General features: G+C 33.3%; 16 protein-coding genes. 9 read left to right on the top strand and 7 right to left on the bottom strand.

Going from position 1 to position 22,807, the window contains the following annotated elements; all coding sequences use genetic code 11:
* The first annotated feature begins 66 nt into the window (after nucleotides 1-66).
* The 4 genes from ACVCXO_RS14850 to ACVCXO_RS14835 all read left to right on the top strand — a co-directional run bounded on the left by ACVCXO_RS14850 (nucleotide 67) and on the right by ACVCXO_RS14835 (nucleotide 3,191).
* Entirely contained in the window at nucleotides 67-591 is a 525-nt protein-coding gene (locus ACVCXO_RS14850; RefSeq protein WP_452230375.1) for a DUF2975 domain-containing protein, read from the top strand.
* A gap of 2 nt (nucleotides 592-593) precedes the next feature.
* Nucleotides 594-800 (top strand): helix-turn-helix domain-containing protein, encoded by a 207-nt coding sequence (locus ACVCXO_RS14845; protein ID WP_203460250.1) that lies wholly within the window; start codon nucleotides 594-596, stop codon nucleotides 798-800.
* 32 nt (nucleotides 801-832) lie between these two features.
* The gene (locus tag ACVCXO_RS14840; protein WP_452230374.1) at nucleotides 833-2,650 is read left to right on the top strand and encodes a M61 family metallopeptidase; all 1,818 of its coding nucleotides are present in this window, start codon (nucleotides 833-835) and stop codon (nucleotides 2,648-2,650) included.
* 100 nt (nucleotides 2,651-2,750) lie between these two features.
* The gene (locus ACVCXO_RS14835; RefSeq protein WP_452230373.1) at nucleotides 2,751-3,191 is read left to right on the top strand and encodes a LexA family protein; all 441 of its coding nucleotides are present in this window, start codon (nucleotides 2,751-2,753) and stop codon (nucleotides 3,189-3,191) included.
* A 96-nt stretch (nucleotides 3,192-3,287) separates the two neighbouring features.
* On the opposite strand, the gene ACVCXO_RS14830 is transcribed toward ACVCXO_RS14835, so the two are convergent.
* From ACVCXO_RS14830 to ACVCXO_RS14800, 7 genes are all read right to left on the bottom strand, one after another.
* Nucleotides 3,288-3,566 (bottom strand): F0F1 ATP synthase subunit epsilon, encoded by a 279-nt coding sequence (locus ACVCXO_RS14830; protein WP_452230372.1) that lies wholly within the window; start codon nucleotides 3,564-3,566, stop codon nucleotides 3,288-3,290.
* Nucleotides 3,567-3,640: 74 nt separating this feature from the next.
* Nucleotides 3,641-5,149 carry a F0F1 ATP synthase subunit beta gene (gene atpD / locus ACVCXO_RS14825; RefSeq protein WP_452230371.1) on the bottom strand — a complete coding sequence of 503 codons (1,509 nt, stop codon included), beginning with the start codon at nucleotides 5,147-5,149 and terminating at the stop codon, nucleotides 3,641-3,643.
* A 192-nt stretch (nucleotides 5,150-5,341) separates the two neighbouring features.
* Nucleotides 5,342-6,889 carry a G-D-S-L family lipolytic protein gene (locus tag ACVCXO_RS14820; protein WP_452230370.1) on the bottom strand — a complete coding sequence of 516 codons (1,548 nt, stop codon included), beginning with the start codon at nucleotides 6,887-6,889 and terminating at the stop codon, nucleotides 5,342-5,344.
* A 10-nt stretch (nucleotides 6,890-6,899) separates the two neighbouring features.
* A complete protein-coding gene (locus ACVCXO_RS14815; RefSeq protein WP_452230369.1) occupies nucleotides 6,900-9,641 on the bottom strand; it encodes a TonB-dependent receptor in 2,742 nt (913 codons plus the stop codon).
* 177 nt (nucleotides 9,642-9,818) lie between these two features.
* Complete coding sequence (glmS, locus tag ACVCXO_RS14810) at nucleotides 9,819-11,666, bottom strand: glutamine--fructose-6-phosphate transaminase (isomerizing) (RefSeq protein ID WP_452230368.1); 1,848 nt, start codon at nucleotides 11,664-11,666, stop codon at nucleotides 9,819-9,821.
* Nucleotides 11,667-11,673: 7 nt separating this feature from the next.
* On the bottom strand, nucleotides 11,674-13,299 hold the full coding sequence (locus ACVCXO_RS14805) for a DUF4270 domain-containing protein (RefSeq protein WP_452230367.1): 1,626 nt from the start codon (nucleotides 13,297-13,299) through the stop codon (nucleotides 11,674-11,676).
* 15 nt (nucleotides 13,300-13,314) lie between these two features.
* Entirely contained in the window at nucleotides 13,315-14,124 is an 810-nt protein-coding gene (locus ACVCXO_RS14800; RefSeq protein WP_452230366.1) for a glycogen/starch synthase, read from the bottom strand.
* Nucleotides 14,125-14,317: 193 nt separating this feature from the next.
* Between ACVCXO_RS14800 and panC the strand changes: the two genes are divergently transcribed.
* The 5 genes from panC (at nucleotide 14,318) to ACVCXO_RS14775 (ending at nucleotide 22,551) form a co-directional block, all read left to right on the top strand.
* Nucleotides 14,318-15,166 (top strand): pantoate--beta-alanine ligase, encoded by an 849-nt coding sequence (gene panC, locus ACVCXO_RS14795; RefSeq protein WP_452230365.1) that lies wholly within the window; start codon nucleotides 14,318-14,320, stop codon nucleotides 15,164-15,166.
* A gap of 13 nt (nucleotides 15,167-15,179) precedes the next feature.
* A complete protein-coding gene (gene panD / locus ACVCXO_RS14790) occupies nucleotides 15,180-15,530 on the top strand; it encodes an aspartate 1-decarboxylase (protein WP_055444308.1) in 351 nt (116 codons plus the stop codon).
* 128 nt (nucleotides 15,531-15,658) lie between these two features.
* Complete coding sequence (locus ACVCXO_RS14785; protein WP_452230364.1) at nucleotides 15,659-16,807, top strand: alpha/beta hydrolase; 1,149 nt, start codon at nucleotides 15,659-15,661, stop codon at nucleotides 16,805-16,807.
* Nucleotides 16,808-16,882: 75 nt separating this feature from the next.
* Nucleotides 16,883-18,244, top strand: coding sequence for a DNA repair protein RadA (radA, locus tag ACVCXO_RS14780; protein ID WP_452230363.1), 1,362 nt, complete (start codon nucleotides 16,883-16,885; stop codon nucleotides 18,242-18,244).
* Between the two features lie 287 nt (nucleotides 18,245-18,531).
* Complete coding sequence (locus ACVCXO_RS14775; protein ID WP_452230362.1) at nucleotides 18,532-22,551, top strand: LamG-like jellyroll fold domain-containing protein; 4,020 nt, start codon at nucleotides 18,532-18,534, stop codon at nucleotides 22,549-22,551.
* Nucleotides 22,552-22,807 lie beyond the last annotated feature (256 nt).

The following is a 22,807-nucleotide window of genomic DNA, read 5'->3' as shown; positions in this document are numbered from 1 at the left end:
TTAAAAAATTATTGTTTTACGATAATTTTTATATATTTGTTATCGTTAAACAATAATAATATAAAAATGAAAACAACATTAAAACTTTTAAAAGTATTTATTATCATCTTGATTATTTCTTTAATCCTGCGTGCTTTTGCAAAATTATATGCAATAATTCATTATGCATTAGATTCTAGTACTAGAATAACAATAGAAGGAGAAGTCTTCCCAGGTACATGGAGTAATCTATCTATTATGATATATCTCATTATTGGTTCTCTTTTCATTTTCTTTTTGGCGTATTTAGCTTTTATTTTTAGAAAAGTAATTATCTCATTTTCTGAAAATAGCTATTTTTCAAGTGAAAATGCTATGCAATTGACTAAAGTAGGGAAAGGGCTAATTATTTATGGATTCGGATTGTTTATTTTAATTTTTATTCTAAATGTTTATTTAATAGATTTTACGCCTTACAATTCTGGACGTGCTTTTGGAATGGCTGTCGCAAAAGCAATTCCTATATTTATTTTTTCATCCTTTGTTTTGCTTATCGCGTCTATTATAAAAAAAGGAAATATTTTACAGAATGAAAACGAACTAACTATATAATTATGCCAATAATAGTAAATCTAGACATCATGCTTGCCAAGCGTGAAATGAAAAGTAAAGACTTGGCTGAAATTATTGGTATCACGACCGCAAATCTTTCCATCTTAAAATCTGGAAAAGCAAAAGCCGTTCGGTTTTCTACACTCGAAGCCATTTGTAAAGCATTAGATTGTCAGCCCAGTGATATTTTAGAATATAAAGAAGACTAAAAATGCTATCTTCGAGCTTTAAATGATTCCTTATGAAAAAAGTGTTACTACTCTTATTGCTTGTTTTTACATTCGCTTTCGCGGAAGCACAAAGTCCTCGTGAAAATATATCTTCTAATGAAGACGTATCCACAAGTTATTCTATTTCCTTTGAAAATGCAGCGCATCATGAAGCGCATATTCAAGCTACATTTACCAATTTACAACCTGGTGATACCGAAGTTAGAATGAGTAGAACATCGCCTGGTCGTTATGCTTTGCATGAGTTTATGAAAAATGCATACCACGTAAAAGCTACCGATGGAAAAGGAAATCCTTTAGAAACTAGTCGTCCAGATCCATATTCTTGGAATATCTCTGGTCATGATGGTACTATTAAAGTAAGTTATACTTTATTTGGAAATCGCGGCGGTGGAACCTATGCGCAAATAGATGAAACGCACGCACACCTTAATATTCCAGCAACATTTATGTATGCACCTAGCTTGGCTAATCAAGGATTGGAAGTTACTTTTAAGGTTAGAGAAGACCTGAACTGGAAAGTCGCTACGCAATTAAAGCATGTAAAAGGAAATACCTATTACGCTAGAGATTTACAGTATTTTATGGATAGTCCAACAGAAATAAGCAACCATAGTGTGCGTTCTTTTGACGTGGACGGACAAAAAGTAAACTTCGTATTGCATCATAATGGAACCGAAGCAGAATTAGATACGTATTTTGAAAAAGTAAAGAAAACGGTACTACAACAAAAAGCAGTTTTTGGAGAGTTACCACAATTCGATTATGGGGAATATTCTTTTTTAGCATGTTATATTCCTAACGCTTCTGGTGATGGTATGGAACATCGAAATTCTACGATTGTAACCAACACACGATCTTTAGCAGATGGCGGTTTAGAAAATAATATAGGTACGGTTTCTCATGAGTTTTTTCATTGCTGGAATGTAGAACGCATTCGTCCGCAATCTTTAGAACCTTTCGATTTTGAAGAAGCAAACATGAGTGGTGAACTTTGGTTTGCGGAAGGTTTTACCAGTTATTATGATGATTTAACGCTTTGTCGTGCAGGATTAATTAAGCAAGAAGAATACATAAAAGGATTGACAGGAACCTTTAATTATGTATGGAATTCGCCAGGAAGACAATTTTTTAATCCTATCGAGATGAGTTACCAAGCGCCTTTTGTAGATGCTGCACGTTCTGTTGATCCTGTAAATAGAAGCAACACCTTTATTTCCTATTATTCTTACGGAAGCATGTTAGGCTTGGCATTAGACTTATCGCTTAGAGAAAAAGGGTTGCAATTAGACGATTATATGAAATTGGTGTGGACGACCTTCGGAAAGATAGAACAACCTTATACGATTAAAGATTTACAAAATACTTTAAATATCTATGCTGGAAATGCATTTGGAGATCACTTCTTTAACGACTATATCTATAAAAGTGGCATGCCAAATTATAAAGAATTGTTCGATATGGTTGGTGTGAAATTAGAGCAAGATACTTCACAAATTGCATTTGGTGCACGAGTGAGAAAAGGAGTTATTACTAATAATACTACTATTGGATTATCTGCTTATAATGCAGGGTTAGAAAATGCGGATACCATTATTCAAATTGGGGAATATGTACTTTCCGATACTTTAGAACTAGATGCTATTTTGAAAAATTTTAAACCAAACGATGTAGTGAAAGTGGTTTACGAACGTTTCGGTCATAAAAGGGAAGCAACAATGACCTTTGTAGCAAATCCTAGCTATGCTATTGCGGTTTCAGAAACTAAAGAAGGATCTTTAAGTAAAAACAAGAAGAAGGCTAGAGCTGCTTGGCTAAGTGCTAAATAAGGATATTATAAAAGTAGAACTGTGAAAAACCTTTTAATTACGTATATTTAAAACATAAATTATAGACTTCCGTTTTCACGGAAAAGAAAACAAGTTCCTTATGCTACAACATGCTTCAGAATCCCTAACATTTTTTACTCCAGAGGTTATTGAAAATTCTGGTGCTGTTTTTTGTGACACAGGAATTTCTGCTGGTTTTCCGGCCCCAACCGAAGATTTTAGTGAACAAAGAATAAGTCTAGATCGGGAGCTTATAAAAAATAAGGAAACTACTTTTTATGCAAAAGTTAGCGGACAATCGATGATTGGAGCAGGACTAGACGATAAAGATTTATTGGTTATAGATAGAAGCATAGAGCCAACACATAACAAAATTGCAGTCTGTTTTTTAGATGGCGAATTTACGGTGAAGCGTTTAAAAATAGATGAGGAAGGACTTTGGTTACAACCAGAAAATCCGAATTATCCAATTATTAGAATTACCGATGCTAACGATTTTGTTATTTGGGGAATAGTTACGAATGTGATTAAAAAGGTGTAATCTTTTAGTATAACTTCCATTGAATTGTAAAGAATATAAAACAAAAAAAAGCTTCAGAAATTCTGAAGCTTTTTTTTATATAATATGTGTTTGTAATTAGTCTGCTAATACAATCACTTTATTGTTATTGATCTCTAAAGTACCAGAGTTAATTGCTAACCAAGTTCCTTTATCTTTTCCTTTAGTAAATTTATCTTTTACTTCTTCTTCTAAAGAAATATCGCCATAAATTTTCACGTTTCCTTCTTTTAAAAGAGAAACAATAGGAGCGTGATCTTTTAGTAATTCAAATTCTCCGTTTATTCCAGGAAGCGCAATACTTGTTACTTCTCCTTTGAATAAAGTTGCTTCTGGTGATACAATTTCTAAATACATATTCTTTTAGTTATTTGTTGTTAGTTGATGATTGTTGGAAAACTAGTAACCAACAACTATAAACTATAAACCAATTAAGCCTCTGCAAGCATTTTCTCTCCAGACTCGATAGCTTCTTCAATAGTTCCTTTAAGGTTAAAAGCAGCTTCTGGTAAGTGATCTAACTCACCATCCATAATCATGTTAAATCCTTTAATAGTTTCTTTAATATCTACTAAAACACCTTTAAGACCTGTAAATTGCTCAGCTACGTGGAAAGGTTGTGATAAGAAACGTTGTACACGTCTTGCTCTACCAACAGCCATTTTATCTTCTTCCGATAATTCTTCCATACCAAGAATAGCAATAATATCTTGTAATTCTTTATAACGTTGTAATAACTCTTTTACACGTTGTGCACAATCATAATGCTCATCTCCTAAAATATCAGCAGTAAGAATTCTTGAAGTAGAATCTAAAGGATCTACTGCAGGATAAATACCTAACTCTGCGATTTTACGTGATAATACGGTTGTTGCATCTAAATGCGCAAACGTTGTTGCTGGAGCTGGATCTGTTAAATCATCTGCAGGTACGTAAACCGCTTGTACAGATGTAATAGATCCTCTTTTTGTTGAAGTAATACGTTCTTGCATTGCTCCCATTTCTGTTGCTAATGTTGGTTGGTAACCTACTGCAGAAGGCATACGACCTAATAATGCAGATACCTCTGAACCAGCTTGTGTAAAACGGAAGATGTTATCTACAAAGAAAAGTACATCTTTCCCTTGTCCTTCACCAGCACCATCTCTAAAATATTCGGCAATAGTTAAACCAGATAATGCAACACGTGCACGTGCTCCAGGTGGTTCGTTCATTTGTCCGAATACGAAAGTTGCCTTAGACTCTTTCATTAAATTTTTGTCCACTTTTTGAAGATCCCAACCACCTTCTTCCATAGAATGCATAAAGTCATCACCATACTTGATAATTCCTGACTCTAACATTTCACGAAGTAAATCGTTTCCTTCACGTGTTCTTTCACCTACTCCTGCGAATACAGAAAGTCCACCGTGTCCTTTTGCTATATTGTTAATCAACTCTTGAATTAATACAGTTTTACCTACTCCAGCACCACCAAATAAACCAATTTTACCACCTTTTGCATAAGGCTCAATTAAATCGATTACTTTAATACCTGTAAATAAAACTTCCGTAGAAGTTGATAAATCTTCAAATCTAGGTGCTTGTCTGTGTATTGGTAACCCAGCAGCTCCTGCTTTAGGTAAATCTCCAAGACCATCAATAGCATCTCCAATTACATTAAATAGACGACCATAAACGTCATCACCAACTGGCATTTGAATAGGAGCACCTGTAGCAACTACTTCTGTTCCTCTACTTAAACCATCGGATGAGTCCATTGCAATAGTACGTACTGTATCTTCACCAATGTGAGATTGTACTTCTAATACTAAAAGCGAACCATCTGCTTTTTTGATTTCTAATGAATCATAAATCTTTGGAAGTTCAGCACCAGCGGCGAATTCTACATCGATAACTGGACCTACTATTTGTGCAACTTTACCTGTAACTTTTGACATTACTTTTATATTTAATGTTTTGGTATATTATTAATACGAAAAATAGTTTATCCAAAAAAGAGGAGTATACGGTTTTTTCGCGCTGCAAATATAGTGGTTTTAATTTAAAAAATATATCATAATCCTGAGATTTTTAAGCATAAAAAAACGCCTTCAAATTGAAGGCGTTTAAGTAGTATAATTTAATGTATATTATTGAAGTGTAGGAGGATAGTTTGTTGGGTATGTTCCAATGTCTACTAAATTTCCTGAAGCTTCAAAGTTAGATTCATACGTGAAATCTATTGCTTTCATGAATTCGTTTGCTAGTAAGGCATAACCTCTTGCTGTTGGGTGAACACCATCTAAAGAGAAAGCACCACCTGTTACAAGACTAGATGTTAATATAAAATCGCCATCTGCAAAACCACCATCATGTAATTGTTGCATTAAAGAATTAGCGTCTACAAAAGCAAAACCAGCAGTAGATGCAGCAGATTGTAATGTTGCGTTAAACAGATCTGTAGCTGTTTTTATTTCATCTTGTTCTTCCGGAGTTAAAACCCATTTATCTGCTAATGGTATTGCAACACCATTTACCGTTGCTGGGTTACCAGGAATAGCTTCTGTACCAATAAAATTAGATGCAGGTAATACTAATAGATCATTAGCGGTAGCTTGTCTCATGCTTACTAACCCAGGATTTACAGCTGTTAAGTCTGTAAGGTTTTCATCCATAATAACCACAGCATTTCCTTCGCCAGCTGAGAACGTAATTGTTCTTTTTATTATTTCTGCATCTGCATCGGCTTGAGAAATTGCATTTACACTTACTAAATAAGCGAATGCGCCTTGAATACCTGCGTTATAACCACCGTAAACGCTTGCACTGTTTAAAAATGCAGCAGTTCCTGCATCTAAAGGAATAGGGTTATGCGGTACCGTTGTAAAATGAGGAATAGTCGTTACATAAGGAATGTTAGCCATTACACCTTGTGTTCCTGAAGCTTGTAAAGCACCAACAATAAAACCAACTGTTTCATTAAAACCTACACCTGGAGGTCCAGCTGAAGGTGTAATCGTTCCTAATGTAGCATCAGCACCTGAAGTAGCATATCCTAATATATCATTATTACCAATCCATAAAGAAACAAAAGAAGGACCTTGCGCTAAAGCATCACCTAGAACCGTTGCATTTGGTGCAGATGCGATACGTACATAATACGGGTTTGCGGTTGCAGGGTCTGTTAATAGATTCCCAGGATTTCCATATCCATTGTATAATAAATGAAAACTTTTTGCACCAGGAACACCCATATTATTTTTGCTTCCTAAAGTAGGAGCAAAAGCTTCTGTTGTTGAAGTTGCTGGTAAACTAGCAGGTCCTGCACCATTAAAATATAGTCTAGGTCCAAAGCTTCCATCTGCATTTTGTGTTCCTCCAAATAATAAACCACCAATATTGTCATCCATTAATGGTAGGCTAAAACCACCACCACCAACTAGAGCGAATTTTTGCGATAACATATTAGGAAAAGAATTTTCTTGTCCTTTAATAAATAAAGCATTATCTGTAAATCCTGCAGTTAATGAATTACCAATAGATACATAGTTAGAAAAATTAGCAGAACCAGCTGTTAGTGCAGGAAGTACCTCTTCTTCTAAAGGATTATCTAAGAATTTTTCATAATCCTCTTCGTCATTACAAGCTGTAAACCCAATAAGGACAGCAGATAGTAATATATATTTTATATTTTTCATTTTGGTCATTTTATAAGTTATTAATTGTCCATGAAACATAATACATAGATCCAATAAATCCTGAACCGAAGGCAGTGAAATATTCTTTTCCTCCTAAATTAGTTCCACCAACTTTAATTAAAGATTTTAAGCTAGGGATTTTGTAGTTTATTTGCGCATCCACAGTATGGAATTCTGGTATTACACCATCACCAAATGTTGCTTCCCAAAAATAATCATCACTAAATCTATACGCTACATTAAATCCAAAGTTTTTAAATAAGTCGGTATTACCAAATGAAGCTTTAAACTTATGTTCTGGGGTGTTAAAACCTGTTTCAAAATCTGGGTTTGCACTTCTATCAAAGTCTTGTTTAGTAAAGGTATAACTTGCTCCTATATCATAATCACCAAATATTTTAGTAGAAAGACCTAGAGAAGCACCATAAGAGTTTACATCTACATTGGAGTTCGTATACGCACTGTATTTTCGTGTATCATTAAAATCGATAGCATCTACAGAAAGTGCACCATCACCAACAACACCATATAAAGGAGCTACAACAACTTCTTGAGATATAAAATCTTGGTATTTATTATAGTATGTACTAAAGTCAACTACTAATTTGTTAAATTTCCCTCTATATCCAATTTCTGCAGATGTTACCTTTTCTGGTGTTACTATATCTGGATTGGATACTACTAAATCACTGATATTTCCAGAGCGTTTGTATAAATCTACAGAAGATCCGCTATAGGAATTGTTATAAGCAGCAGCACCAGTTTGTGTAATGGTACTCTGAGCAGGATTATTTGTTGCATAGTCACCAGTATAACGATCTAAATTATCGGGAGCAGAACCAATTAAAACAGATTGTCCTGAATTTAAACCAATAAATAAATCTTGTGTCGTTGGGTTTCTAAAACCTGTTTGTACAGAAGCTCTAATATTATGATTTCTATTAAGTGTTAAACCTAAAGATAATCTAGGAGAAACAAAACCATCAAAGAATTCGGATTTATCATAACGAGCAGAACCAGTTATTTTTAAATCCATGTTTTCGTTTAATTCTAAATCTTTTTGAATTTGCGTATAGATACCAAATTCTGAATATCCAATCTCACCATCGGTATCTGTATAAATAGTTCCACCAGAATTCAAGGCATATTTTCTAAAAGACCCACCAACTTGAATATCTGCAAAATCTATCAAATGGCTAAAGTTATAGTTACCATCTGCATGGTAGTATTTAGACTCATCTTGAAATTTAGATCCTGTAACTAAATTAGGATCATTAATACTTCTTTGTTTTGCAGCATTAAATTCTGGAGAACCTGGTTCGAATCTACCATTTTCTGCAGCAAGTCTTGCCGCTGCATGTGCTTGTTCACTTGTAGTACCAGCAACTAAAGTTGCAGCAACATATGTGTTTATGTAATCACCAAACCAATCCGCATCACTTTTCCAAGCTCTGTTAATTTGAACACCGGTTACAGTCATATCATAAGAATCACCAGCATTATCGGTTACGATATAACCTCTTAAAAAGTAATTGTCGTTTTTTAATTCTAATTTATGTTGTTGCTGGAAGAAACCATCAATGTTATATCTGTTTGATCCTTGGTAAATTGTTGTACCAGTTCCTACTTTACCAACATAAGATATTTCGAAATTACTATCTGTAATTGGGCGATAATATAAACCCCAATCGGCTTTTACACTTTCGGCTTTATTTTCGGTTAGATCACTTTCGTTGTAACCAGTTCTACTAACAAAAACATCTGGAACAACACCTACTCCTCCTGCTAATACGTTGATGTTAGCAGAGACTAAATCTCCATAGACATTAACACCATTATAATTTATGTTATTAGCTCTAGTACCACCAGTTCTATCGGTGTCTACTTCACTAGTTGCAGCCCAATCTGTTCCTCTTAGGTAACCAAAGTTTATTTTTGCAGCAAATTTATCTGAAAACTTGTATGCCATACTTACACCTAAATCTGTGTACGGATTATCTCCTGAAGCTTTTTGAGAAGTGATACCTCTTTTAAAGGAAGCTCTAATACCTTGGTGATCGAAAGGATTCTTACTACGCATAAAAAGAATACCGTTAAATGCATTCGCTCCATATAAAGCAGAAGATGCACCTGGTAGTAATTCTACACTCTGTACATCCGTCTCTACCATACCTACTAGGTTTCCAATAGGGAAGTTTAATGCTGGTGTTGAATTATCCATTCCATCTACTAATTGCATGAAACGTGTATTTGCAAAAGAAGCAAAACCTCTAGTGTTTACAGATTTGAATGTTAAACTGTTTGTGTTAACATCTACTCCTTTTAAGTTTTCTAAACCACCATAAAAATCTGCGGAAGCTGTATTTTTTATTTCTTTTAAACCGAAACGCTCTACGGTTACTGGAGACTCAAATATACGTTCTGGAGTTCTAGAAGCGGAGATTACAACTTCATCTAAAGAAGTTCCTTCTGCTAAAATAAAGTTTAGGGTTTGGTTGTTTGCCGTTACATCTTGTGCGTTAGGCTCAAAACCAATACTACTCGCTTGTAGTGTAAATGGAGGGTTTTGATTTACTGTTAATGTGAAATTACCATCAAAATCGGTAACAGTACCAACTGAGGCACCAACAACAATAATGTTTGCACTAGGAATTGGTAAGTTGTTATCGTCAACTACTGTTCCTGTTATTGTTGTTTGCGCGTAGGTTAATCCACAAAAAAACAACAATAGAATTGAAAGAATTGTTCTCATTTTTTAGTTTTAGTTAAATTATTTGAGCCAATATAATTAAATATTATGATAACTTTAAGAAGTTTTTTTAAAAATTATGCGTGCATAGTATTATTTTCTCAATTCTAGTAGTTAAAATTTGAGAAATTCTTAAAAAAATATGGACAGAATAAGGTTTCTGTAAAAAAAACTATTTTATTACTCTACCGTAACAGATTTTGCTAAGTTTCTAGGTTGGTCTACATTTCTATCTAGCATTACTGCAATGTGGTAAGACAGTAATTGAAGCGGGATTGTAGTAAGTAAAGGCGTTAAAGATTCTAAAGTTTCTGGCACCTCAATAACGTGATCTGCTAAGTTTTTAACATTGGTATCTCCTTCGGTTACGATACCAATTATTTTTCCTGCTCTAGACTTAATTTCTTCTATATTACTTATTACTTTTTCATAATGACCTTTCTTTGTTGCGATAACAAAAACAGGCATTTGTTCATCTATTAATGCAATTGGGCCATGCTTCATTTCTGCAGCAGGATATCCTTCAGCATGAATATAGGAGATTTCTTTTAATTTTAAAGCACCTTCTAAGGCTACTGGAAAATTATAACCTCTTCCTAAGTATAGACAATTCTTAGCATCTTTATATATTTTTGCTACTGCTTGAATATGTTTGTCTGATAGTAATGCTCTTTCCACTTTTTCAGGAATTAATTCTAATTCTTGTAAATGATAGTGGTAATTAGAATTGGATATTTTTCCTTTTGCTTTTGCTAATTTTAAAGCAATTAATGTTAATACCGTAATTTGTGTTGTAAATGCTTTTGTAGATGCTACACCTATTTCTGGTCCAGCGTGTGTATAAGCACCTGCATCTGTTTCTCTAGCAATAGATGAACCAACAACATTACATACACCAAAGACAAATGCGCCGTTTTGTTTCGCAAGTTTAATAGCCGCTAAAGTATCTGCGGTTTCACCAGATTGCGAAATAGCAATCACGATATCTTTATTAGTAATTACTGGGTTTCTATATCTAAATTCTGAAGCATATTCTACTTCAACAGGTATTCTTGCTAAGTCTTCAAAAATGTATTCTGCAACTAATCCTGCGTGCCAAGAAGTACCACAAGCGACAATCGTTATTTTATCTGCTTGAAGAAATTTATCCAGATTATCATCTATTCCTGCCATTTTGATGATCCCTTCTTTTGCTAAAAGACGTCCTCTATAGGTATCTCTTATAGCATCTGGTTGTTCATGGATTTCTTTAAGCATAAAGTGTTCATAACCTCCTTTTTCTATCTGCTCTAAATTCATTTGAAGCTCTTGAATGTAAGGTGCTACAATAGAATCATCTTTTATTTTTCTAATTTTAATGCCTTTATTTACTCTAATAATCGCCATTTCTTCATCTTCTAAATAGATGGCATTTTTAGTGTATTCAAGAAAAGGAGAGGCATCACTAGCAATAAAATATTCGTCTTCACCAACTCCTATTGCTAACGGACTTCCTAGACGAGCGATTACTATTTCGTCTGGTTTATTTTTATCAAAAACAGCAATAGCATAAGCTCCTACGACTTGGTTTAGTGCAATTTGTACTGCTTTACCTAGTTTTACTTTTTGTTTTAGTTTTACGTCTTCAATAAGGTTTATTAACACTTCTGTGTCCGTATCGGATTTAAAGGTGTAACCTCTTTTCGTTAATTCGGTTTTTAGAGCTGCGTAGTTTTCTATTATACCGTTATGGATAATTACTAAATCTCCAGAGTTGGAAAAATGTGGATGTGAGTTTACATCATTCGGTACACCATGTGTTGCCCAACGTGTATGGCCAATAGCTAAATTACCATTAGTAGATATTTCTTCTTCTAATTTTTTTTGTAAATCTGCTACCTTACCTTTGGTTTTAGATAGTTTTAAGTTTTCGCCATCATAAATAGCGATTCCAGCACTATCATATCCTCTGTATTCTAGACGTTTTAATCCTTCTAAAACGATTGGATATGCTTCTCTATGACCTATGTAACCAACGATACCACACATAAAATATTTAGTTTTTTGGTTCTGTATAAAAAATTTCTAATTGTACTCTTTTTTCATCTGCTACATTGGGGTTTCCTCCATGTAAGACTGTTCCTTTTGGTGACATTACGGTTCCAGATGTTACCTTATCGTCACTTTCAAAACTACTATATTGAAAAATTTCATTAACGTTGGTGGTAACCATTAACCCTAATTTAAGGTTCATAGAATCTCTTAAAAGAATATTATTTAAATGTTCTGTTAATCTGATTTTATATTTCACACCATTACCATCGCTATCTCTTTCTAAAACAGTGGAGTGGTAATCTCTAGAATATTCTGGATCTGAAGAATTTGTAATATCAATAAAATAGTCTACAACAGGAATGTTGTTTTTTAAATCATAGATGATTACTCTATTTGGTTCTTGATCTTTGGTAAAATCTGCAGTTGCTTCTTGGTCTACATAAAAAACTAAATTTGCTTCGTTAATAAGACGTTGGTCTTTATACCTAGCTATAAAGTCTTCATAAGCATCAAACATACCGTTATTGTCGGTATCAGCAGTGTCAAACAAATCAATAACCGCCATAGAACCTTCTCCTCCTTTTAAATATAAATTTTTATCACCATCTACAGTATTCGCTGTAGCATCTGCTGTGATTATGGTATTGTCTATGTCTACATTTTCAAATGTGTTTACTCGGTTTCCTGTTAGATTTATCTGAAGTGTTTGATCTTCTCGGATTGGGTTAAGGTCGTCATCTACTTCGCCACTGTCATTGGTGTAATTAAGTTCTAACGTAGCGCTGCTAAAATCAAGCAGAATCAAATTACCATTATTACCAATAGCTTCTGCTTTAAAATAAAGACCTCTAAAGTAATTTTTAAAATTGTTTGCATTACTCAATTCAGGCATTCCTTCTTTTGCGAAAAACTTATTTTGCCAGTAATTAAGAGGCATATTTAGTTCTTTTCTAAACCTTGGGGTTAGTTTTTCTTCCTCTTCGTCATCACCTTCACCTGTAGTAATAGTTATTTCAGTCGGGCTTGGCTTGAAATGCGGGTTGTCAATGCTGCCATCTGTTTCCAGCAAAGTGGCTTCTATGTGATTGTCAAAGTTTATGGTTGTATTTGCATTGGAATAGTATTTTTGAAATTCCTCTACATTTTCAGAATCAAAATCTTTTAAGAAATAACCGTTTTCATAAATAGATAGTTTTATTTCAGAATCACCGTTATATAAAGAGTCTTTGGCAGTCATGGAATAGATGGATTCTCCATCTGTTGTGCTTTCCAATGTCGAAAAATAGGGTATCGTTAAAATAACAGATACCAATTCTGGTGAATCACCAAAATCAGGGTCATAAGAACCCGTTGGGAGTGTCGCTTGAGTTACAATATTTGCTGTCGTTATCCCGTATACAGGGTCTTTGTATACACCTAGTAGATTAGAAGATAAACCGTTCGTTTGAACGGGAGCAAGTTTTTTGTTATATGTGATTACAGAAAGTTTTTCTGAATCTGTACTAAAATTTTGAGATCCTTGGATGTCACTTTCTAGTGTAGAAAAATCTTTGTCACAGGCTACAAACGCTAATGTGATAAACGAAAGTAAACTTGTTACTTTAAGGGCTTTAATTGTCTTTTTCATAGTAATTGGATACAGTTAGCTTAAAACTTCTGTGTTGTAAAAATTGGTATAAGCTTCACTGAATTCATCTTTGTTTTTGTACTCTAATACTGGTTTTTTAGAGGATTCTAAATGTTTTTCAATATCTTTTGGTAGTTCTTCTGATCCAATGATTAAAGCATCTGAATAGTCAATAGCCACTTTCATAAGGTTTACAAAAGTTGGTTTTTTAAGCATTTCTATTGCATCACCTTCAATGTTGTCAAATTTCACTTTGTTAGACATGTCTTTGTTTAACGTTCCTTCAAAGTTTTGATTGTATATAGAAGTAACTATTTTACTTTCATTAAATAATGGTTCGTTTTTATAATACTCTTTAAGATATAAAGGTAATAAAGAGGCTAACCAACCATGAACATGAATAATATCTGGAGACCAGTTTAATTTTTTAACCGTTTCTATAACTCCTTTTGCAAAGAAAATAGCACGTTCATCATTATCAGGAAAAAGTTTTCCATCTTCGTCTGTTAAAGTCGCTTTACGTTTAAAATATTCATCATTATCTATAAAATAAACCTGAATACGTTCTTTTGGTATCGATGCAACTTTTATAATTAGCGGCATGTCTAAATCATTAATCACTAAATTAATTCCAGAAAGTCTAATTACTTCGTGTAATTGGTGTCTTCTTTCATTAATGTTTCCATATCTAGGCATGAATATTCTAATCTGACCACCTTGCTGGTTTACCATTCGAGGTGTTTCAAACGACATTGAAGAAATTTCGGTTTCTGGCAAATAAGGTACTACCTCAGATGATACATACAATATCCTCTTATCTTTCATATAGCTGTTTTTAATGTTTTTTAATGTAATATCTTACTCGCAGTCGACTTTTATTGTTTCAATAAATGGCAATAAGCGCGTTATATATACTTGTTGCTTTTGAAAATTCAAAATAAAAAACACGCAAAAGTACAAAATTTTATGCAGTTTGCCAGTAAAATATTAAGTTTGCAAACGTTAATTTTTATTAAAAATGAAGATTTTTTCCGAAATAAAACAAATTCAGAAATTTATTGGCCAATTAAAGGTCAAAAACCAAACGATTGGTTTCGTGCCAACTATGGGAGCATTGCATCAAGGGCATCTGTCTTTAGTCGCGCAAGCGCTAGCTAATAATGATGTTGCTGTGGTTAGTGTTTTTATTAATCCTACGCAATTTGATAATGCCGAGGATTTAAAAAAATACCCTAGAACTTTAGAAAAAGATGCAGATTTATTAAAAACCTTGTCTCCAGATATTATTATATATGCACCTTCTGTTGCGGATATCTATGAAAGCAAAGTAGAAGCAGCGCATTTTAGTTTTGATGGTTTGGAACATGAAATGGAAGGGAAGTTTAGAAACGGTCATTTTGATGGCGTTGGTACTATTGTGAAACGTTTTTTTGAAATTATAACTCCGGATAATGCCTATTTTGGAGAAAAAGATTTTCAGCAATTAGCTATTGTTAAAAAACTAGTTGAAAAATATCACATTCCTGTCAAAATAAATGGGTGTAAAATACATAGGGAGACTAGTGGTTTAGCAATGAGCTCTAGAAATATAAGGTTAAAACCAGCGTATGAAAGTGCGGCTCCTTTTATTTATAAAACATTACAGGCTGCCAAAAATAAGTTTGGCACAAAAAGTGCTAATAAAGTTACAGAATGGGTTTATAAAGAGTTTGCTAAACATGATTTATTACAATTAGAATATTTCATTATTGCCGATATAAAAACCTTGAAAACAGTAAAAAGAAAATCGAACAAAAAAAACTATAGAGCGTTTATTGCTGTCTATGCAGATGACATTAGATTAATAGACAATATCGCACTTAATTAATTATCTTTGCCACATGCAAATACAAGTAGTAAAATCTAAAATTCACAGAGTAAAAGTTACAGGAGCAGACCTAAATTATATTGGTAGTATAACTATTGATGAAGATTTAATGGATGCTGCAAACATTATTCAAGGTGAAAAAGTGCAAATTGTAAATAATAACAATGGAGCTCGTTTAGAAACATACGCAATTCCTGGACCAAGAAACTCAGGGGAAATCACATTAAATGGTGCTGCTGCTAGGTTAGTATCTCCGGGAGATGTGCTTATATTAATTACGTATGCTTTTATGAAACTTAAAAAAGCGAAAACATTTAAGCCTTCATTAGTTTTTCCAGATGAAGCTACTAACCTTTTAAAATAAGGTTAATGAAATGATTATAGTATAAGGGAACTCTCAACGTATTGGGGGTTTTTTTATTGTTTTTTTCTAATAGAAAATAGAAAGAAATAATTTGTAACTTGCATTTTCAATTCTCAAATTCTTAAAAAATGAAAGCATTAATCTACGCAGTAGTTTTACTTTTTACATTTCAATTTTCTAATGCTCAAGTACAATACGAAACTTTTGATTCGCAAAAACTAAATGATACGCGAGAAATAAAAATTCAGTTGCCAAGAGGTTATGATGAAAACACCAACAAAAGCTATCCGTTAATTGTAGTTTTTGATGGGGATTATATGTTTGAAATAGTGGCGGGAAACGTAGATTATTATTCGTATTGGGAGGATATGCCTGAAGCAATTGTTGTTGGTGTTAATCAAATAGAAAAGCGTAGAGATGACACTAATTATTCTGAGCAAAGCTCTTTACCAATAGATTCTGGTGCAGCATTTTTTGAGTTTGTAGGTATGGAACTCGTTCCGCATTTAGAAAAAAAATACAGAACAGAAAACTTTAAAGTAGCGATTGGTCATGGTGAAACAGGAAATTTTATTAACTATTTCCTATTAAAACCATTGCCGTTATTTCAAGCTTATATTAGTATTAGTCCAGATTTAGCGCCAGCGATGTCTACTTATATTCCGGAAAGGCTAAAAAGTTTTGAGACGAAACTCTTTTATTATTTAGCAACATCTACTAATGATGTGAAATCTATAAAAGCGAAAACCGAAACCCTAAATGCGAGTATTGCAGCGGTAGATAATAAAAATATACTCTATAATTTTAATACTTTTGAAGGTCCTTCCCATTATGCGTTACCAGCACATGCCATTCCAAAAGCATTAGAAAGTATTTTCTTGGTTTTTCAACCAATTAGTAAGAAGGAATATAAAGAGACTATTCTTAAATTGGAAGGTTCACCAGTAACTTATTTGTTAGATAAATACCAAACTATTGAGGATTTATTCGGAATTAAAAAACAAATATTAGTGAATGATTTTAAAGCAATATCTGCAGCTATAAATAAAAACGAACAATACAATTATTACGAAGAATTAGGGAAGTTAGCACGTAAGCAATACCCAGAAACTATGTTAGGTAACTATTATTTAGCACGTTTTTACGAAGAAACTAATGAGCCTAAAAAAGCGATGAAAACATACCAAACTGCATTTATGTTAGAAGAAATAGCAGGATTGACAAAAGATTTAATGCTTGAAAAATCAGATGAGATTAAAGCAGATTTTGGGTATTAATTTATCCTTTAAGGTTTTTAGTAAGAATAATTATATCAGTAATTAAAAAGGTTTCCGTTATCACGGAAAGTAAACATGGCTAAAGTAAAAACAACTTTTTTTTGTCAAAATTGTGGATCTCAATATGCCAAATGGCAAGGACAATGTACTTCTTGTAAAGAATGGAACACGATAGTAGAAGAGGTTATTCAAAAACCAGAAAAAAGCGATTGGAAAACACCAACATCTGCAAGTAAACGCGTTTCAAAGCCATTAACTATAAACGCAATAGACGCTTCAGAAGACGCAAGGCTAAACACACAAGATGAAGAGTTTAATAGAGTGCTTGGTGGTGGTATTGTACCAGGGTCTTTAATTCTTTTAGGTGGAGAACCAGGGATTGGTAAAAGTACTTTGTTGCTTCAAATAGCATTAAAACTGCCATACAGAACTTTATATGTCTCTGGAGAAGAAAGTCAGAAACAAATAAAAATGCGAGCAGAACGTATTCATGCAAATAATGATACCTGCTTTATACTCACAGAAACCAAAACTCAAAATATATTTAAACAAATTGAAGCACTAGAGCCAGATATTGTGGTTATAGATTCGATACAAACCCTTCATAGTGATTATATAGAATCGTCTTCTGGTAGTATTTCGCAAATTAAAGAATGTACTACAGAACTTATTAAATTTGCAAAAGAAACGGCAACACCTGTTATTTTAATTGGTCATATTACTAAAGATGGAAACATTGCTGGTCCAAAAATATTAGAGCACATGGTAGATACGGTTTTGCAATTTGAAGGAGATAGAAATCATATTTTTAGAATTCTTCGTGCCAATAAAAATCGTTTCGGATCTACGAATGAAATTGGGATTTATGAAATGCAGGGTTCTGGTTTAAAAGAAGTATCTAACCCGAGTGAAATATTAATATCCAAGAAAGACGAAGAATTATCTGGTAACGCCGTTGCTTCTACAATTGAAGGATTAAGACCACTTATGATTGAGGTACAAGCATTGGTGAGTACAGCGGTTTATGGTACGCCACAACGAAGTGCGACTGGGTTTAATGCTAAAAGATTAAACATGCTTTTAGCCGTTTTAGAAAAACGTGCTGGTTTTCGTCTAGGAGCAAAAGATGTTTTTTTAAATATTACAGGTGGAATATCTGTAGATGATCCAGCTATTGACTTAGCGGTTGTAGCGGCTATTTTATCTTCTAATGAAGATGAAGCGCTGCCAAAAGATTATTGTTTTGCAGCAGAAGTTGGTTTGTCTGGTGAAATTCGCCCAGTACAACGTGTGGAACAGCGTATTTTAGAAGCAGAGAAACTCGGTTTTTCTACTATTTTTGTTTCAAAATATAATAAAATATCCATCAAACCTAAAGGAATCAAAATTCAATTAGTCTCCAAAATTGAAGATCTAGTAGCTTTAATATCTTTTTAAAAGCTTAACAATTAGTTTTTTATATGCAAAAAGTGCGCTTTAATGTATTTTTATTGCAGATTAACGATTAAATGCATTTAGTAAAAAGTAAAGTAAGATGTTTGTGCTTCTATAATGATAAGTTTGTCAACAGTTTAGAGCTGTTTCTTTTATTATTATAGAAATCTTCCCTCAAGATTTTAAGATTTAAATTAAATAGTCCCAAACTATTAAAACTTAAACCCAAACCTAAATATCTAGCATTGATATTGATTTCATGCTATTATATTTAAAATGATTACCTACTTATGAAAAATCACTTACAATTCTTCGCGCTTTTTTTAAGCTTATTTACTTGCAGTTTAGTTGGTTATTCTCAAAATCTAAAAGATATTGACAATGATGGCGTCTTAAATAGTATAGATGTTGATGATGACAATGATGGTGTTTTAGATACTATAGAATGTCCAGCAATTTCGGGAGCAACTTCTCCAAAATCGGATGCAATAAGTTGGTCTAAAAACGAATTGGATGTTTTTGTTATAGGAAACAATACCAATGGTTTAGGATATCAAGAGTCTGGTTTCGAGCAAGAAGTATATAGTAAAGGACAAACGTTGACTGTTTTAGATGGGATATTGGATTATTCTTTTCCTGTAAGCTCTTCTGTTCCTGGATCAGGAGGAGCAAGTGTTGGTGCTTTTGCAAATGGCACTTTATCTTTTGAAGATAACTATGTGTATAGATCTTATGATATCGATCAATTTAGAGCAACAACTTCTAACGGTTTTATTTCTGGTAATTCTGGTTCTGGAATTTTTGTTTATCCAGAAGTTGGAAATCAAACAGGGGATTATTATTCTGTAAATATTAATTTTACAGAACCAGTTGCTTCTTTTAGTTTTGATCTGGTGGATATATATGATACCAATGCAGATACAGCTGTTGTTAACTATGAAGTGTATGTAGACGATATTTTGGTTGCTTACTTTAGTGATTCCTATTTTGGAAATGATGCAACAGGAACTATTAATTTATATGATGCCGATGGTGTTTTTAAAGCTAGTATAGCTGCTGGTCAAAATAGAGAAAATACAATAGGTTTTGCTACAGAAAATATGATAAGCAAAGTTACTATAAAACATATTGTTATTTCTGGAGGTTTAGCAGCCGGAACGCATGATCCTCACGGATTAGATACTTTTGCATATAGTTTTTTATGTGGTAGTCAAATAGATTTAGATGATGATAATGATGGTATTCCAGATAATATTGAAGCACAACCAACAGTAGGTTATATTGCGCCAAGCGGAACCGTGAATACTTCAGGTGCTTATCCTGGTTTATGGGATAATTACGGAACAGGTATTACGCCAGTAAATACAGATGGAACAGATTTACCAGATTATTTAGATTTAGATTCTGACAATGATGGTATTCCAGATATTCAAGAGAATGGTATGGCGAATGCAATTACGAATGTAGATACCGACAATGATGGTTTAGATAATATATTTGAAGGAAGTGATGTAAATGATTATTATGATGTAAATGATGAAATAAGTGATCCTACAAACCTTTCTATTTTACCAGATACAGATGGCGATTTATTTGCTGGAGGAGATTTAGATTACAGAGATGACATCGATGTTTTTATCGAATCTGCAACTTTAGATTTTGATGGGGAAGATGATTATTTAGATACAGATCCTTATATCACAAATTGGACAAATGGTACCATAATGAGTTGGGTTAAATTGGAGCACACTTCTGATGGAAATCTACCAAACCTATATAGTATTGCTGGTCAAGAAAATATGAGGTTATATGTAACTGCTGGTAGAACACCTGCGTTTTATGTTATAACACAAGATCAGGTTACTGCAGGTAGTAGTTACCCAGCAAATAATATTCAAGTACAACCAGATCCTTCCTTGAATGTGAAGCTTAAAAATGATTTATGGTACCATGTAGCTGGTGTCTTTAATTCTGCAGATCAAACGGTGAAGTTATATTTAAATGGAAAATTAGTTGGAACCACAACAGATGCTAATTTAAACTCCAAATTAATAACTGAAAATTTTAATGGAACCCCTCATGTTTATTCCACAAGAGAATTTACAATAGGAAGATATCCAACAAACACAAGTGTTGCTGGTTCTGGGCACTTTAAAGGAGATATAGATGAAGTACGAGTTTTTGATGCTGCTTTAACCGAAGCGCAAGTACAACAAATGGTATATCAGGAAATTGAAAATAATTCAGGAGTGTTAAGAGGTACTGTAATACCTAAAGATATTCAGGATTTAGGTACTTCAGCAAAAGTGTCATGGAGCAATTTAAAAGGGTATTACCCAATGTCTAATATCGTTAATAGTACAACATCCGATTATTCTTCAAACAATAACGATTTAAAACTTCATAATATAAAAACGATTGTAGAGCAAACAGCACCAATGCCTTATGAGTCTATAGCAAATGGCGCATGGACAACCGAAAATACTTGGTTGCATGGTGATGTTTGGGATATTACAGATGCAGCAACTAATAAAGATTGGAGTATAGTGCATATTAAAGATAACGTTACTGCTGCACATGCTGCAAAAAACTTAGGATTGTTTATAGACGCTGATAAGACCTTAACGGTAAATGGAGATAATCATGTAAATAATTCATGGTATTTAGAATTAGACGGTACAATAGATTTCAAAGCAGATTCTCAATTAGTTCAAGGTATTCATAGTGATTTAGTGACATCTGCAACAGGAAAAATATTAAGACGCCAAGAAGGAGCATCTAGCTACTATTGGTATAATTACTGGAGTTCTCCAGTAGGAACACCTAACGCTACGACTTTATCTAACAACAATAGTGCTTCTAATAATGGAAATAATACGGCATATAGTCTTGATATGCTTAAAAAAGGAGATGGTAGTGCTATTCAATTTACAAGTGCTTATAATCAAACGGATCAGCTAAGTACAAGATGGATGTACACTTATGAAAATGGAGTAACCTATTATGACTGGGGAACCGTAATACCAACAACAACTATCAATCCGGGAGTTGGGTATATTCATAAAGGAATGGGTGTTGGTACAGAACAACAATATTTATTTGAAGGAAAACCAAACAACGGAACCATAAAAATTAGTGTAACAGATGCTGGAGGTGCAGGTTCGGTTTCGGGAGTATCTAAAACGGAGTATTTATTAGGTAATCCGTATGCATCTGCAATAGATGTGCATAAATTTATAGATGATAATCAATCTGTTTTAGGTGGAGGTGGAAGTATTCAGCTTTGGCAACAATGGGCTGGTGCATCACACACAACCACAGAGTACGAAGGAGGATATGCGCATATAAACAAAACAGGAAGCGTTATGGCGTATCAGTTTGTAGGAGCGCTCGGAGCACATAATGGTTCGCAAGATGGTACCATGAAACCAACAAAATATTTACCTGTAGGACAGAGTTTTATTGCCGAAATAGCGAGTACTGGTTCTGTAGTATTTAAGAATAGTCAAAGGGTTTTTATTAAGGAAGCAGATGCGAATGGAGATGATGATATGGGATCTGTATTTTTTAGAGAAGCAGCTTCTAGTAATTCGGAAGATTCGGAAAGAGAAGAAGATGTACTACAAAAAATGCGAATTGAGTTTCAAGCTATAGATGGGCAAGCAACACGAAGAGAATTGTTATTAGGTTTTAGTGATATAACAACAGATGGATATGATTATGGTTACGAAGCAAAAAATACAGATGATAATCATGACGATTTAAGTCTGTTATTAGATGGAGAAACAATGACTATTCAATCTTATGCAGCAATCACTAATGATAAAGTAGTGCCGTTAGCTTTAAAAACTTCAGGAAATAATAGCTACAGTATTAAGTTAACCGAAACAGGTAATTTAGCGGAAGGCCAAGAGGTTTATTTAAAAGATAATCTTACAGATACGTATTTTGATTTACGTCAAGAGGTAGCATATATATTCACGTCGGAAGCAGGAGAGTTTAATGAAAGGTTTGAAATAGTCTTTGAAGAAAATCAAAGGTTAAGTACAGAAGATGTATTGGCAAATGATACTACCGTAATTTATTATAACAATAATAGTGATTTGTTATATGTAAAAGGACTAAACACTAGTGCAAGTAAAATTGCTTTAACTAATATGTTAGGGCAAACGGTGTATACAAAAACTAATGTGTCTAGTACTACTTTAGAAAACGGAATAGCTATAAATAAACTAGCAACCGGAATTTATATTGTAAGCATGCAAGCAGAAGGAAATCAAATCCTAGATAAAAAGATAGTTATTGAGTAGTGTGCTATTAATCTGTAACTAAAAAAAAGTCAAAACGTATGTTTTGGCTTTTTTTATGCTTTTAAATGAATGTTTTTTTTAAGGGAATAAATAGTGTTTAAATATGCATCATTTATTAATAGGGTTTTTTAGATTGTTTGGAGTGTCAATATTCTTTTTTAGTAAATGAAGGGCATGTTTCTGTTATGTATTGAAATAAGTAACGACTACAAAAAGTGATTAGTAGTGAAAAGGTAAAAAAAAATAATATTAATTA

It is taken from the genome of Lacinutrix sp. MEBiC02404 (genome assembly GCF_053601575.1).
Note: the sequence above shows the minus strand (reverse complement) of the source record. Positions and strands in the feature narration are given on the sequence as shown.